This window comes from Leptolyngbya sp. BC1307 (genome assembly GCF_002286735.1).
In the GTDB taxonomy this organism is placed as follows: Bacteria; Cyanobacteriota; Cyanobacteriia; order Phormidesmidales; family Phormidesmidaceae; genus Phormidesmis.
In genome coordinates this window covers 42,307-56,020 of the sequence record NZ_NRTA01000008.1, presented here as the reverse complement: position 1 = coordinate 56,020, position 13,714 = coordinate 42,307, and the positions used below count along the sequence as shown (strand labels likewise).

Genomic DNA, 13,714 nt, shown 5'->3' with positions numbered 1-13,714 from the left:
TTTCTTCTAATATTTTCTAGAATTATTCTCTAGAATCGATAATCAAACAGCGGGCTGTTTCAGCAGCGGCTTCACTGGTCGGATAAAATTCTCCGTCATCTAGCACCGTAAAGTCGGGCGTAAATACCCAGCAGCGATAGCCCAGCGCAGTGCGACCAATGGCGATCGCCCAGCCGGGATAGGTCAAAACATCGACGAGTTCACAGTCTTGCATGATTTGAAGCGTAAGGTATGTAAAAAGGACGGTCGCGATCGCGCATCACCCTTGAACCCAATCTCTCAAAATTAGTCGCCCGGTCACTCAGTATGTCATCCTAATTCATCTTTAATTTATACATATATAGGGTGTAAAGAGCCCCCTGCAAGTAAGCGGTAGACTGCGCTATTGTCAGGGCTATTGTCAGGGCTATTATCAGGCTCATCTATAGATGCCGTTGCTAGATAAACTGGAGTAGACAGGCTGGCAGACCCCCAAGCGCTAATTTATCGATGTCAAGTTAGTTCAAGTTAGTTCAAGTGTACTAAAATTAGTATAGCGAATTTTATCTAATCAACCTTTTCACTCCCCCTCCCTCAACGCAAACTCAAAGGAATCCTCGGACACACCTATGGCTGCCAACGCTTCTTCCGACAGGCAAAAAGCCCTGACCTCAGTGCTCACCCAGATTGAGCGCAACTTTGGCAAGGGCTCCATTATGCGGTTAGGTGAAGCCAGCCGTATGCATGTAGAAACTATTCCCACCGGCGCGCTCACGCTCGATATGGCGCTCGGTGGCGGTCTGCCCAAAGGCAGAGTGATTGAAATTTACGGCCCGGAGAGTTCGGGTAAAACGACGCTAGCGCTGCATGCGATCGCCGAAATTCAGCAGCAGGGGGGCGTCGCCGCCTTTATTGACGCAGAGCACGCGCTCGACCCTTACTACGCGGCTGCTTTAGGCGTTAACGTCGAAGACCTGCTGATCTCGCAGCCCGATACCGGCGAAATGGGTCTGGAAATTTGCGACCAGCTCGTTCGCTCTTCTGCCGTTGACCTGATCGTGATCGATTCAGTTGCGGCCCTTACCCCTCGTGCCGAAATCGAAGGTGAGATGGGTGACTCGCACATGGGTTTGCAGGCCCGGTTGATGAGCCAGGCACTGCGAAAAATCACCGGGAACATCGGCAAATCGAAGTGTACGGTAATTTTTCTCAACCAGCTGCGCCTGAAAATTGGCGTCACCTACGGCAACCCCGAAACCACGACCGGCGGCAACGCACTGAAATTTTACGCCTCTGTCCGGCTAGACATTCGCCGCATTCAGACGCTGAAAAAGGGCAATGACCAGTTCGGTATCCGCGTCAAAGTAAAGGTTGCCAAAAACAAAGTCGCGCCGCCCTTCCGCATCGCTGAATTTGACATCATTTTTGGTGAAGGCATCTCCACCCTGGGCTGCCTGCTAGACATTGCCGAAGAGTACGATATTGTCGTGCGCAAAGGGGCCTGGTATAGCTTTGAAGGTGCGAACGTGGGGCAGGGCCGCGATAACACCATCATCCGCATGAAAGAAGACCCCGAATTTGCCGCCAAGGTCAAAGCTCAGGTGATGACCAAGCTCAAGCCTGAAGCGATTCCCATCGAGCCCGAGACTGAAAGCGAGGTGATTGAACCCGTCGAAGTTGATGTCGAGATGCAAGAAGAGGTTGAGGAAGTCGTTGCTGAGGCTGAAGAGAAGGCCAGCAAAAAAGGTCGCAGCAAAAGTAAGGCTCAGTAGCCCTCTGAACAATTCGCCTGTTCAGCTAGCGCTAGGCTTCTGAAAAAAGGAACAGGCACAGCGGATTGCTACCGGGTATTGCTCTGGGCGGTTCGCTGCGCTAAGTCTGCAAAGGCTAGGCGAATTTGCTCCAGACGGCGACGGTTTACGCCCAGGTCTGACTCACCCAGTCGAGCGGCTGCCCGCATCTGAATGACCTTCTCGTCTGCAGGAAAGTAAAATTCGCTGTCATCGACAAAGCCCATCAGCCGGCTCTCAGACTCAGCCAAAATATAGTCGTCCTGCTGCTCAATGATTTGGGTGCGGGGCACAACGCCCAAAATATCGATCAGGCTTTGACGCGCCGTAGCCCGGTCTGTGCTGTAGGAAATGGGGGCGATCGCATGGTCTTCATCTGCGCCCTGGCTGACTACACAGTTAGGCGAAGCCGGGCAGCTAGCGAGCGTGCCATCCTTTACGCCAATATTGTCGGGGCGACTGCTGGCAAAAACGCCCTTCAAGCCTGGTAATACGGCCAAGGGTTCTGGCTGGGCCAGCGCTTGAGCCGGTATGCTCAGACTCATCAGCACCGTTAAAGCAATCGTTAAAAAAATAGACAAAACAGATCTCATTGCGATCAGTCGCTCCTTACAGTGTTGAAACCTTGTAGTGTTGAAAATGGATACTGAGGCAATTCCTGAGTGTCTTCGCCATCATCGCTTTTCAGCATAGACCAAATATCAGCGACGCCCCATGTGGCTAATTACTTTGAACCTTCCATTGGCGCTGCCCTGGGCCAGTCTGCCTGACTCTCTAGATACGCTGGGCAGTTTGGCCGCTCAGCTACAGAGCGCGATCACAGCTGCGGTCAGCCATCCGATTCGGGCGATCGCTGCGGTGGTACTGACGATCACGCTGCTGCAAATTATTGCCGATCTGATTAAGCGCGCCCTGAAGGCGGGTCTGACTTTCGTTTTAAAACTGCCGCTAGCGCTGAGTCAGTGGCTATGGCGACGAGCAACGATGACGCCCCCAACTGAAGAGGAGGTACAAATTAGCCAGCTCATGGCCCGCTTAGACGCCCTGCGCCAGGAGCAAGACCAGGTCGTCGCCGAAATTAAGTCCCTGCTGGCTTTGCCCAAAGCCGTCTCCACCGATCTGGCTACCTCTGACACCATCGATTCCTCGGCAAAGGCAAATGCTCAGGCTATGCCAACAGTCGCCACTGCCAAATCTCAGGCGGACTTTAACTGACTAGCCAGCTACCGCTTGCAAATCTAGCTCAATGACCTCTTCCGAAACCGGCTGAATAATCCGAATATCTTTACCTTCATCGGCAAAGCGCGATCGCATTCTGGCAGCGCCTCCCTTTGTCGTCAGCGACGGCGAAATCAGCCCGTCGTAGGTCACCCGGCCCGCCTCTGCCGTCGGCAACATTACCCGAGGCTTGAGCAGGTCAGCAATTTGCGGCGCGGCAACGCCCCCTCGAATGACTGGCGCTATTCCCAGCAGCGTTTGATCGGCCATGGGCGTGATCGCCACATCGACGCTACCGATATCGCTCAGATGCTCAGCATCGGGGTAGCCGTGCGGTTCGTAGTACAGCCGGGTGCCGTCTGTCAAAAAGGTCAACACGTAGGCGTTTTCCCGCTTCGTCGCGCCGACTACAGCCCCGACAAACGTTTGGATCTTAACATCGTCTAAACGCAGCGTGTCGCCGTGGTTGAGCACCGTCACTGACTGATAACCCAATCCCTCTGCGACTTTTGCGCCATCGGGAGAGGCCCATACCGGAATCGATTTGTCTAATTGCTGCAGTGTCGGCGGATGGGCATGGTCAGCTAACCCCTGAGAGAGCAAAATCAGATCGATATCCGGCGGAATAGTAGCCGCTTGTGGCCTGCTGCCGCGCACTAACCAGGGCATATTGCCAAATATCAGGTCGCCAACCAGCCAGGGATCAATCAAAATTCGTTTATTTCCAGCTTCGATTAGCCAGGTATTTGCATCGAACCAGGTAAGCTTCATCGCGTTATTACTTGCCACATCATGAATGTCTTACTTTGACGAATATTGGGCGATCGCGACAACCCTCTAGCGCCATAAAAACGGAATAATAGTGGCGCTCAGATCTCAATTGCCGCGTCAGATCTGCCGGAAAAATATAGACAAATTGTCTCAAGTTTTTCTTGTGACATATCAAGATTGCATACAAAAAATCAGAAGTCTTTAGTAGCTGAGTCCATGATCCCCGTATAATTTCGGAGTTGCGAAAATCATCACAGAATCTCGATTTTTCTAAGCACTGCGCAAGCAAACGCCTTCAATCTTTCATGCAACAAACCTCATTGAATAGCGATGTGGAAGCGGGCGATCGCCTCAAGCGCGGTCAGGTCATTGGCCATGTCGGCAGTACCGGGCGGTCTTCTGGGTCTCATTTGCACTACAGCATTTATAAAAACGACGAAGCGGTCAATCCGCGTCAGCTGCTGAAGCTATCTGAATCTCGCGCCGCGAGTAATCCTCAATAGACGCGCTACAAGGATCTATCTGCAAGCCCTAAATACGATAGGATCGTAAGAATTCCTGGCGATTAAGCGATCGCAACCAGGCCAAATGTAGACAGACGAGCAGTATATGGGCAACACCTTCGGCCATCTTTTTCGGATCACGACTTTTGGAGAATCTCACGGCGGCGGGGTCGGGGTTGTGATTGACGGTTGCCCGCCCCAGCTGGAAATTTCGGCTGAAGAAATTCAGGTCGATCTCGACCGGCGACGGCCAGGACAAAGCCGAATCACCACCCCTCGCAAAGAAACCGATACCTGCGAGATTATCTCCGGTGTGTTTGAAGGAAAAACCCTGGGCACGCCAATTTCTATCCTGGTGCGCAACAAAGACGCTCGTTCTCAGGACTATGACGAGATGGCCAAAAAATATCGGCCTTCTCACGCCGATGCCACTTACGACGCTAAGTACGGCATTCGCAACTGGCAGGGCGGCGGTCGATCTTCGGCGCGGGAGACGATTGGCCGGGTGGCAGCGGGAGCGATCGCCAAAAAAATTCTCAAGCAGGTGGCTGGGGTAGAAATCATCGCCTATGTCAAACGCATTCAAGACATCGAAGCACCGCTAGATCCTGACACCGTCACCCTGGCAGAGGTCGAAAGCAACATCGTGCGCTGCCCCAATCAGGACGTAGCCGAGCAGATGATCGAGCGGATTGATCAGGTTCGCAAAGAAGGCGACTCGATTGGGGGCGTGGTCGAATGCGTCGCTAGAAACGTGCCAAAAGGGTTGGGATCGCCCGTATTTGATAAGCTGACCGCCGATCTCGCTAAAGCAGCGATGTCACTACCGGCCACCAAAGGCTTTGAAATGGGATCGGGCTTCGCGGGCACGCTGCTCACCGGCAGTCAGCATAACGACGAGTTTTATCGGGGCGAAGACGGCGGCTTTCGCACGCGCACCAATCGCTCCGGCGGCACTCAGGGCGGCATTTCTAACGGTGAAAACATCGTCTTGCGGGTCGCCTTTAAGCCTACGGCCACCATTCGCAAAGCCCAAAAAACTGTCGATAGCGATGGGCAAGAAACCACGCTAGCGGCTGAAGGCCGTCACGACCCTTGCGTATTGCCCAGAGCCGTCCCGATGGTAGAAGCGATGGTTGCCCTGGTGCTGTGCGACCATCTGCTGCGTCAGCAGGCGCAGTGCGGCACGCTTTGAGCGAGACAGGCGATCGCATTCCCTGGCAGACAGGTCACCTTTGGGCTCGGCTCAAGGCGCGGAGTGCGCATGGGTTACGCACCGGCGCTTTAGAGTCCATTGAGACGACTGCCGAATATCTCGAATCGGTAGGTATGCGCTTTGTCGTGCGAATCTTAGCCAACCTGTCGCGCAAAGAAAAGGCCCGCAAGCAGCAAGGCAAAACGATCCCCGCCAATCCTTTTTTGCCTTACGAAGAAGACCTTTACGTCACCGATATTTCAGAGACTCACCTGTGCCTGCTCAACAAATTTAACGTCGTAGACCATCACTTTTTAATCGTCACCCGCGAGTACGAGTCGCAGGAAAACTGGCTGACGCTGGCAGATTTTGAAGCCCTGGTTCGATGTCTTTCAGAAGTAGAAGGACTGGCCTTCTTTAATGGCGGCACGGTGGCTGGGTCTAGTCAGCCTCATAAGCATTTGCAAGTTGTGCCCAACGTCAGAGAACAGGTGGATTTTTCGATGGCGGCGGCGATCGCAGCAGTGGAATACGAGCAGGCCAGGCATGAGCAGAGCGAAGATGAACAAGCAGTAGGCAGATCATCGCTTTTGCCTTTTCGCCATACGATCACCAAATTTGCCTATTCAGACAGTCTTGCCAGTCTCGTTCAACCTGCCGACCAGCAGACTGCTGAAGGCTCAAATGCAGCCCAGCGATATCTGACTAGCTACCACCAGCTGCTGAGCGCTGTCGGCATATCGAGTAACAACAACTGGCAGGGAACGCAAACAGCCGCGTATAACCTGCTCTGTACCCGGCAGTGGATGATGGTCGTTCCGCGCAGCCAGGAAAAATACTTAGACATTTCAGTCAATTCGCTCGGCTTTGCCGGATCGCTGCTGGTTAAAAACGAAAAGACACTAACCCGGCTGAAAGCGGTCGGCCCGCTCAATCTGCTACAAGCAGTAGGCTACCGACGCTAGTGCTACTAAAGCTGGCTCGAAAACGCGGAGCGGCTCAAGCGGACCTCGCTCATATAGAGGTGTCGGCTACGCGCAGTGATTTTGAAGGGGCCTGCCAAAGCCGACCTAAGCAACGCTCAGATGAAATTGCTGTTCTTTGCTCGGTGTACTGCCGAGATGATTAGTCAGAGCACGGGCTTAAGCCTGAGTGGATTGGAACAGCTGAGGAGCGATCGCTGATCCCCACCTACCGGAAAAACCGTCGGGACCCTAGCTGAATGCCGTGATATCTTCGCCGCACTCATCGACTAAGTAGCAGAGTGCCTTAAAGCGCAGCATGACCAGCGGCTCGTATAGTGGGTTGATCTTACACATCGGCGGAATGTGAGCGAGCGTGCGGCCAAAGAGCTTCAGGTCTCTCTCAAACGGGCAGTCGGCGGGAATGAGAGAAACGATGCGGCGAGCAGTTTGCTGGTTTTCGACAGGAATCTGCTCAATCCGGCGTCGCACGGGTGTTAGAAGGTCTAATGATTTTTTGTTTCTGAGGATAGAAGAATTCATGATCAAAACGTATTGGGATAGACCCAGTAGTATTCAGTGACGGAGAAAGCTGTACTTGCTAAACATTCCCACGGCTCTAAGATAATCATTCGAGGGAATTACTGGTTAAAGCAACCGATAAACTTGATGCAAATCAGCTAAAACTCTGATGAAGGCAAGCCTCGACAGTCTTTTGATTTTCAACAGCCGTGGCTAGGCCCACAGAAGGCTGCAAACTCACGCTATAAGAGCTGATAATCGAAAAGATGTGGGGGATGTGAATAACTTGCCCCCTGAGCTGTAGCAGTAAAGTGAGTGAGGTAATCGGGGCGTAAGGCACTTGGGTTAACACAGACTAGGCGGGCATCGTTGTTAGATCTAGGCGATCTACTAATACGTTAACGATGCTGAGCTGTGTTACTGCCGGTCAGGGGGCACGTTTGCGAAGCGTCATAGTCATGGGTGTGACAGTTGAGGTTTTTTAGAAGCGGCGATCGCTATGCATAAGCCTCGCATCTACTAATCTGGTGGCTATCGTAACCGTAGAAAATTTGCATGCAGGTTCACAGAGAACATTTTTGCTCAGATTATGCGAAGTTCACATAAGGTTCATGCGGCTTTTCGGCCAGATGAGTATATCTACTGACCGTCATTAACTCTCTTCTAAAGCCCAAACTAAAGCGCTCCCCAAAGACAATTCTCAGACCGTCTCTGGGGAGCGCTATTAGATTACAAAGGGAAGCGTTGCCTGTCCGTCTAACGCCTGTCTGTCTAACGCATAGTGACAAACTCTTCGGCTGAGCTGGGGTGAATGCCAACGGTCGCATCGAAGTCGGCTTTGGTCGCGCCCATCTTGAGGGCGATCGCCACCCCCTGAATAATTTCAGCCGCGCTGTCGCCAACCATATGCGCGCCGATAACCTTGTCGCTCTCAGTATGCACAATCAGCTTCATCAGGGTCTTTTCGTCTTTGTTGGGCAAGGTGTAGTACATCGAGCGAAAGCGCGATCGGAAAACGTGAATATTGTCTTCGCCGTACTGCTCAATCGCCTCCGCTTCGGTGATGCCAACGCTGGCAGCTTCGGGCGTGGTAAAGACCGCTGAAGGAACGGCCTCGTAGTTCATAATGCGTGACTTGCCGCCATAGAGCGTATCGGCTAGTGCCCGGCCTTCGTTAATAGCGACGGGCGTCAGGTTAATCCGGTCGGTGCAGTCGCCGATGGCATAGATGCTCGGTTCTGCAGTTTGGCTATATTTGTCAGCGGCGATCGCGCCCTTGTGCGTCTCCACCGCCGTATTCTCCAAACCCAAATTCTCTAGCTTAGGCCGCCGTCCGGTCGCCGCTAAGCTCACCGCGTCAGCAACAATTACCTGCTGGTCTTTACCGTCGCTGATAGTGACGGTCACCCCATCGCTGGTTTTCTCGATGCCTACGATTTCAGAATTAGTCAGAATCTTGATCCCATGCTTCACCAGCGCCTCGTGCAGCTCATTGCGTACATCGGTATCAAATCCGTTGAGAATCTGCTCTTTGCGGATGATCTGAGTGACTTCAGTCCCTAGCCCATTCATCACACAGGCAAATTCGCAGCCAATGTAGCCACCGCCCAAAATGACCATTCGCTTGGGCTGCTCGCTCAGCTCAAACATGCCATCAGAGGTGATTGCGTGCTCAATTCCCGGAATATCAGGCTTAACAGGCTTACCGCCAACAGCGAGCAAAATTCTTTCGGCAGTGACTTTTTGGTCGCCCACTTCTAGCGTGTGACCATCGAGTAGCTTGGCGTGAACAGGAAATATCTTGACTTCGGCGGTGTCTACCATACGCTGATAGATACTGTTGAGCCGTTTTACCTCATTGTTGACATCGGTGATCATCTGGTGCCAGTCAAAGCTACCGGGTTTAACATCCCAGCCATAGCCTGCCGACTCGGCGGCGTATTTAGGAAAGCGAGAGGCGTATACCATCAGTTTTTTAGGTACGCAGCCCCGGTTTACACAGGTGCCGCCCAGGCGATCGCTCTCGGCCACCGCGACTCTGGCCCCATAAGAAGCCGCTCGCCGCGCAGTCGCGATTCCACCCGAGCCGCCGCCAATTACAAAAAGGTCAAAATCGTAAGCCATCAATGAGCTACTCCGGATAAACAATAAAAAGTTCGATGCTGACAGAGAATGTCGTTAGAAATATCAGTAAAAACTAGCGGGCAAAAAACGCACCCAGCCGCTATGGAAAATAAAAACTATGGGCAGCCACTCTATCGAGATCATCTATATAAATCATAAATGAATTTACAAAATGATGATTTTCCCTGTCTGAGAAATGAAATCCCCCTTCCCTTTACCCACCGACCTGACTAGCTAGAGCAGGGCGAGTGAGGCAACTAAGAAGGGGGAATATTCTTTTGTTACAGCTTTAGAGCAGCACACTCAAAAGCCATACAGAGATTAGAGATAGGCCGTCAAGGGCTAGATCCCTATACAGCGGCCTTCTCCGTTTTTTGGAAGTAGGCTTCCAGGTCATCCGAGCCGCCAACTAAGTGACCGTCTACAAATACCTGAGGCGTCGTACCCGCGCCCGAAACCGCATAGAGCGATTTGGTAGTGATACCGCCGCCTAGCTCTACCTGTTCGTAAGACATGCCGTGCGCGTCTAGCAGGTCTCTGGCCTTGGCACAGAAGGGGCAGCCGGGCTTGCTAATCATAAATACGCGGTGAGGCTTGCCCGCTTTTTCGTTGATGTAGTTCAACATCGTCTCCGCATCAGAGATCTCAAACGGGTCGCCAGGCACTTCCGGCTCAATGAACATTTTCTCGATGGTGCCATCTTTGACCAGCATAGAATAGCGCCAAGAGCGAGCCCCAAAGCCCAAGTCAGCTTTGTCAACGAGCATGCCCATCTGCTCCGTAAATTCGCCATTGCCATCAGGAAGAACGGTAATGTTCTCAGCTTCCTGATTTTCAGCCCAAGCATTCATTACGAACGTATCGTTAACCGACATGCAGATAATGTCGTCAATCCCGTTCTTTTTCAGCAGTCCAGCGTACTCGTTGTAGCCAGGCAGGTGAGTGGACGAACAGGTCGGGGTAAATGCGCCCGGCAGCGAAAAGACGACAACAGTCTTGCCTTTGAAAAGCTCGTCACTCGTCACATCCACCCATTCGTCATTCTGACGGGTGCGGAACTTGACGTTAGGAACTTTTTGCCCTTCACGATTTTCTAATGCCATGAAACAGAAATCTCCTTATCACTTTAGTCAACTTGAAGCACTGAATTAGGATGCTATGACTCAGCCATAGCCCTAAAAATACTGTGTGTACTGCGTACAAATTAAATCATACTCGTTATGAGTACGTTTTAGCAACCTGAGTTAACAGGCTGCGCCAATAAAACCCTCAAAGGGCATAGATTAATCCTTTTGCAGAGCAAAGACGCCTAGCCCAGGGAAACATCATTGGCTCCTGCATTGGCTCTTTTACTAGGCTGGCAAAAAATCGTCAGACCAGAGCCCTTTAGAGTCGAGCCATTCACGGTTGAAGATTTTCGACTGATAGCGCGAGCCGCCGTCGCACAAGATAGTCACAATTGTGTGACCTGGCCCCATCTGTTTGGCCAGTGCCACCGCCGCGCCCACGTTGATCCCCACTGAGCCACCCATAAACAGCCCTTCTTTGTACAGCAGCTGGTAAATTACTCGCAGCGCTTCGTGATCGTCTATCTGAATGGCGTCGTCAATGGGCGCGCCTTCCATGTTGCCAGTAATCCGGCTGTTGCCAATGCCTTCGGTGACCGAATTCCCCTCGGGTTTGATTTCGCCCGTTTTGACATAGCTATAGAGGCCGCTGCCCATGGGGTCGGCGACGACGCAGCGCGCATCCGGATTTTTTTCTTTGAGAAACATGGCCACTCCAGCATAGGTGCCGCCGGTGCCAGTCGCTGCTGTCCAACCGTCAATTTTGCCGTCGGTCTGCGCCCACATCTCAGGCCCGGTGGTTTCGTAGTGAGCCTGACGGTTGGCCAGATCGTCAAACTGATTGGCCCAAATGGCATTGTCTAGCTCATCGGCCAGGCGACCGGAGACCTTGACGTAGTTATTCTCATCTTTGTAGGGAACAGCGGGAATGGGCCGCACGTCAGCGCCGAGGGTGCGCAGCAGATCTATTTTTTCTTGGGACTGCGTTTCGGGAATGATGATGATGCACTTGTAACCCTTGGCATTGCAGATATGGGCCAGGCCAATGCCGGTATTACCCGCTGTGCCTTCTACAACAGTACCGCCCGGTTTCAGTCGGCCTTCTTTTTCGGCCCGCTCAACAATGTAAAGCGCTGCTCGATCTTTGACGGAACCGCCCGGATTGAGAAATTCTGCTTTGCCCAAAATTTCACAGCCGGTTTCTTCGCTAAAGCTATTGAGCCGAATGAGGGGCGTATTGCCAACGGTGCCTACAAATCCCGATTTAATATCCATCTGCTACGTGCGCTTTGCCATTCAACTCTTTTATCCTACGCGATCGCCCGATAGCACGCTAAAGATTAGACAGGCTCATCTCAAAAAGAGGGTCTAGGCTGGCGAGGCGAGGCGTTGATAGGCTAAAGCTAACCCGTCATCATCGCCCACATTTCCGGGAAAAAGCACCACTGGCAGATTGGCAAATTGAGGGTGATCGGCAGCCGTCGTGACGATCGATACTCCCGGAATGACCTGGCCTAGCAGCCGCGCGGAGGTGAGCGCCAGCCCTTTGCTGAGAGTGTCGTTGGAGGTAATACCGCCTTTGCTAATCAAAAAGCCAATGTCGCTGGGCAGACTTTTAACAATATCCATCAGCAGCGTAGAGACAGCTTCTCCAAAAGCCAGACGGGTTTGAGCATTTGAGAAAGTCAGCTCTTCGCGACTGGTATAGACAGCGGGGGTTTGGCCGCTGGTATGGATCTGTTCTATCTGGTTGGTGACTTCTTGTAAGAGCGCGTCATGGCTAGTTTCGGGATTCTCTTTAAGCCGGGCAACGTCAAGCTCGATACCTTTAATACCAGGGACTTCGAGCAGTTTTTGCAGCTGCTGGGTCGTTTTTTTGACGTGAGAGCCGATGATGATCGCGCCCGATGAAGATCGGGTGATGCGGTTCATCTCCTCGGGTGGGGTGGGCTGTGGCGGCAGCTTGGCTAGGGCCGTGAGCAGGCTGGCGGCGCTGCGAAATAAGAACTTTTTGCCTTGAGCGGCGGCAGCAATCAGATCTTCGGCAAATTTATCGAGATCGCTCTGCTGCTGGCTATCGACGGCGACACACTGGTTATCGTGCAAATTCATCAGTCGGGCTAAAGAACCCTGGCGAATGTCGTCAAGCAGAAAGCGCTCTACCTGACTGGCAGGGATTTTTCCTTTTGTCTTTTCTGCCACGTAGTCGGGGAGGTAGCTAGTGCTGTAGCCAAACACTGAATCTTTGGCAAATTCGGTGTCGTGAGTGGCCGTCCGTTTGCCATCTGATTCAATGTAGTGAGTGCTATCAAGGGTGACCCGACCGCCTTCAAAAAAGGCCGGGGTGAGAAAGTGAGCATCGAACGGGCCGAGTTGCTGGGCGATCGCATCTGTCTCAACCGGATAGTGCCCCCGCAGCGTAGAGTCTGAGCGGCTGACCAGGAGAAAATTGGGCGTGTGCGTTTTTGCTAGCGCCAGCTTGAGATTTTCACAGACTTCGGCGGTGACGGCTTTGGCAGCTTCAGGGGTGAGCGATCGCGTATTGGTCAGCACAAAGAAAATCGGCGCAGCATCTTGTAGCCCCAGGGTCAGCGTTTCTACATCCCACTTCAGCAGCAGCAGACAGCTATGAACCGTCTGTGACCCGGTCGGATCGTCATCTAGCACGATAATCTTGGGCTGGCTAGCGGGCTGGCTGGTGGGCTGATTCATAGGTGCTTTGGGATGCTCTGGGGATGCTTTGGGAGGTGCTCTAGGGCTAGGGCAAAACGGCGCTGGTAACCAGATAGCTCACCAGGCTACAGACCAGAATAGAGGCTGCATTAAACAAAGCCGCAAAATTTTTGCGCAGCTTAGGGTTGTATTCGAGCGCGTCGCCGACAATCTCTAGCGTGGGGCGATAGTTCTGGGCGTCGGGCGTTTCGGCATCGGTATGGAGCTGCTGGGTGTGCTGAGCAAAGTCTTTGAGCAGGTAGCGCAGCCAAAAGGTGAGCCCGACGATGGCGAGCAGGGCAACAGCAGCCATCACTAGCGGATGGAGAATGATATTGACAATGGCGATCGCCTGATCGGAAATCTCATAGCGGGAGAGCCGCAGCACTGCCCACACCAGGCCCGATATGCCCGTCTTATAGAGCAGCGATAGATAGGCGCGACGATCTTCTTCATCAAACCGACTAGCGACTTCGGGAGCAGCGGTGTCTGAGAGCTGAGCGGCTGAAGCTGCTTTAGCTTTACTTTTACGAGCGGCGGGTTTACGGCTGGTCCGTGACTTGCGCTTGCTGCTGGCCTTATCTGCACCTGTGCTTGGGGTATTAGGTGGCGCATTGACTGGTGTGCTGGCAGCTTTGGGCGCAGGGCTAGTAGGCTTAGGCGCTGATGGAGCCGCTGCTGGAGTCGCCGCTGGCACAGCCGGAAAGCTATCTGCTGGGCCGGGCTGATCGGCCCTCTGATCAGGACCGCTCTGGGCAGGGACAGCGCTCTTTCCGGGCTGACTGCCATTACCGCCTGGCTTGCTAGGGGTGCCAAACGGGCTTTGGCCGTAGGTTTCAGAGTCGTATGCCATGAGTCTTCTGTCAGGGAC

The 13,714-nt window shown here is 53.0% G+C and carries 14 protein-coding genes; 5 read left to right on the top strand and 9 right to left on the bottom strand.

What is annotated here, in order from left to right; all coding sequences use genetic code 11:
- Nucleotides 1-22: 22 nt before the first annotated feature.
- Nucleotides 23-214: a hypothetical protein gene (locus CKL79_RS06970; protein WP_121968867.1), complete on the bottom strand. Its 192-nt coding sequence runs from the start codon at nt 212-214 to the stop codon at nt 23-25.
- A 394-nt stretch (nt 215-608) separates the two neighbouring features.
- Between CKL79_RS06970 and recA the strand changes: the two genes are divergently transcribed.
- Entirely contained in the window at nt 609-1,751 is a 1,143-nt protein-coding gene (recA, locus tag CKL79_RS06965) for a recombinase RecA (RefSeq protein ID WP_121968866.1), read from the top strand.
- 68 nt (nt 1,752-1,819) lie between these two features.
- Here the strand turns inward: recA and CKL79_RS06960 are convergent, their stop codons facing one another.
- The gene (locus CKL79_RS06960; RefSeq protein ID WP_346427054.1) at nt 1,820-2,314 is read right to left on the bottom strand and encodes a DUF1499 domain-containing protein; all 495 of its coding nucleotides are present in this window, start codon (nt 2,312-2,314) and stop codon (nt 1,820-1,822) included.
- Nucleotides 2,315-2,498: 184 nt separating this feature from the next.
- Here CKL79_RS06960 and CKL79_RS06955 point away from each other — a divergent pair, with 184 nt between their 5' ends.
- The gene (locus CKL79_RS06955) at nt 2,499-2,984 is read left to right on the top strand and encodes a hypothetical protein (protein WP_141242166.1); all 486 of its coding nucleotides are present in this window, start codon (nt 2,499-2,501) and stop codon (nt 2,982-2,984) included.
- Here the strand turns inward: CKL79_RS06955 and CKL79_RS06950 are convergent, their stop codons facing one another.
- Nucleotides 2,985-3,758, bottom strand: coding sequence for an MBL fold metallo-hydrolase (locus CKL79_RS06950; protein ID WP_121968863.1), 774 nt, complete (start codon nt 3,756-3,758; stop codon nt 2,985-2,987).
- Nucleotides 3,759-4,063: 305 nt separating this feature from the next.
- On the opposite strand from CKL79_RS06950, the gene CKL79_RS06945 reads away from it, so the two are divergent.
- The 3 genes from CKL79_RS06945 to CKL79_RS06935 all read left to right on the top strand — a co-directional run bounded on the left by CKL79_RS06945 (nt 4,064) and on the right by CKL79_RS06935 (nt 6,421).
- Nucleotides 4,064-4,261, top strand: a complete 198-nt coding sequence (locus CKL79_RS06945) for a M23 family metallopeptidase (RefSeq protein ID WP_121968862.1) — start codon at nt 4,064-4,066, stop codon at nt 4,259-4,261.
- A gap of 106 nt (nt 4,262-4,367) precedes the next feature.
- Nucleotides 4,368-5,456 carry a chorismate synthase gene (gene aroC, locus CKL79_RS06940; protein WP_121968861.1) on the top strand — a complete coding sequence of 363 codons (1,089 nt, stop codon included), beginning with the start codon at nt 4,368-4,370 and terminating at the stop codon, nt 5,454-5,456.
- On the top strand, nt 5,411-6,421 hold the full coding sequence (locus CKL79_RS06935) for a DUF4922 domain-containing protein (RefSeq protein WP_240518724.1): 1,011 nt from the start codon (nt 5,411-5,413) through the stop codon (nt 6,419-6,421). The genes aroC and CKL79_RS06935 overlap by 46 nt, the downstream gene beginning before the upstream one ends.
- Nucleotides 6,422-6,670: 249 nt before the next feature.
- Here CKL79_RS06935 and CKL79_RS06930 read toward each other — a convergent pair whose 3' ends face one another.
- From CKL79_RS06930 to CKL79_RS06900, 6 genes are all read right to left on the bottom strand, one after another.
- Nucleotides 6,671-6,961 (bottom strand): Mo-dependent nitrogenase C-terminal domain-containing protein, encoded by a 291-nt coding sequence (locus CKL79_RS06930; protein ID WP_121968860.1) that lies wholly within the window; start codon nt 6,959-6,961, stop codon nt 6,671-6,673.
- 750 nt (nt 6,962-7,711) lie between these two features.
- Nucleotides 7,712-9,064, bottom strand: coding sequence for a glutathione-disulfide reductase (gene gorA / locus CKL79_RS06920; RefSeq protein ID WP_121968858.1), 1,353 nt, complete (start codon nt 9,062-9,064; stop codon nt 7,712-7,714).
- A 350-nt stretch (nt 9,065-9,414) separates the two neighbouring features.
- Complete coding sequence (locus CKL79_RS06915; protein WP_121968857.1) at nt 9,415-10,167, bottom strand: glutathione peroxidase; 753 nt, start codon at nt 10,165-10,167, stop codon at nt 9,415-9,417.
- A 249-nt stretch (nt 10,168-10,416) separates the two neighbouring features.
- Nucleotides 10,417-11,406, bottom strand: coding sequence for a cysteine synthase A (locus tag CKL79_RS06910; RefSeq protein WP_121968856.1), 990 nt, complete (start codon nt 11,404-11,406; stop codon nt 10,417-10,419).
- A gap of 93 nt (nt 11,407-11,499) precedes the next feature.
- Nucleotides 11,500-12,843, bottom strand: coding sequence for a four-carbon acid sugar kinase family protein (locus CKL79_RS06905; protein ID WP_121968855.1), 1,344 nt, complete (start codon nt 12,841-12,843; stop codon nt 11,500-11,502).
- A 46-nt stretch (nt 12,844-12,889) separates the two neighbouring features.
- Nucleotides 12,890-13,696 (bottom strand): hypothetical protein, encoded by an 807-nt coding sequence (locus CKL79_RS06900; RefSeq protein ID WP_121968854.1) that lies wholly within the window; start codon nt 13,694-13,696, stop codon nt 12,890-12,892.
- Nucleotides 13,697-13,714 lie beyond the last annotated feature (18 nt).

Coding starts and splice junctions, on each gene's coding strand:
- CKL79_RS06970 (WP_121968867.1), bottom strand. CDS start 214: ATGCAAGACTGTGAACTCGTCGATGTTTTGACCTATCCCGGCTGGGCG.
- recA (WP_121968866.1), top strand. CDS start 609: ATGGCTGCCAACGCTTCTTCCGACAGGCAAAAAGCCCTGACCTCAGTG.
- CKL79_RS06960 (WP_346427054.1), bottom strand. CDS start 2,314: ATGAGTCTGAGCATACCGGCTCAAGCGCTGGCCCAGCCAGAACCCTTG.
- CKL79_RS06950 (WP_121968863.1), bottom strand. CDS start 3,758: ATGAAGCTTACCTGGTTCGATGCAAATACCTGGCTAATCGAAGCTGGA.
- CKL79_RS06945 (WP_121968862.1), top strand. CDS start 4,064: ATGCAACAAACCTCATTGAATAGCGATGTGGAAGCGGGCGATCGCCTC.
- aroC (WP_121968861.1), top strand. CDS start 4,368: ATGGGCAACACCTTCGGCCATCTTTTTCGGATCACGACTTTTGGAGAA.
- CKL79_RS06930 (WP_121968860.1), bottom strand. CDS start 6,961: ATGAATTCTTCTATCCTCAGAAACAAAAAATCATTAGACCTTCTAACA.
- gorA (WP_121968858.1), bottom strand. CDS start 9,064: ATGGCTTACGATTTTGACCTTTTTGTAATTGGCGGCGGCTCGGGTGGA.
- CKL79_RS06915 (WP_121968857.1), bottom strand. CDS start 10,167: ATGGCATTAGAAAATCGTGAAGGGCAAAAAGTTCCTAACGTCAAGTTC.
- CKL79_RS06910 (WP_121968856.1), bottom strand. CDS start 11,406: ATGGATATTAAATCGGGATTTGTAGGCACCGTTGGCAATACGCCCCTC.
- CKL79_RS06905 (WP_121968855.1), bottom strand. CDS start 12,843: ATGAATCAGCCCACCAGCCAGCCCGCTAGCCAGCCCAAGATTATCGTG.
- CKL79_RS06900 (WP_121968854.1), bottom strand. CDS start 13,696: ATGGCATACGACTCTGAAACCTACGGCCAAAGCCCGTTTGGCACCCCT.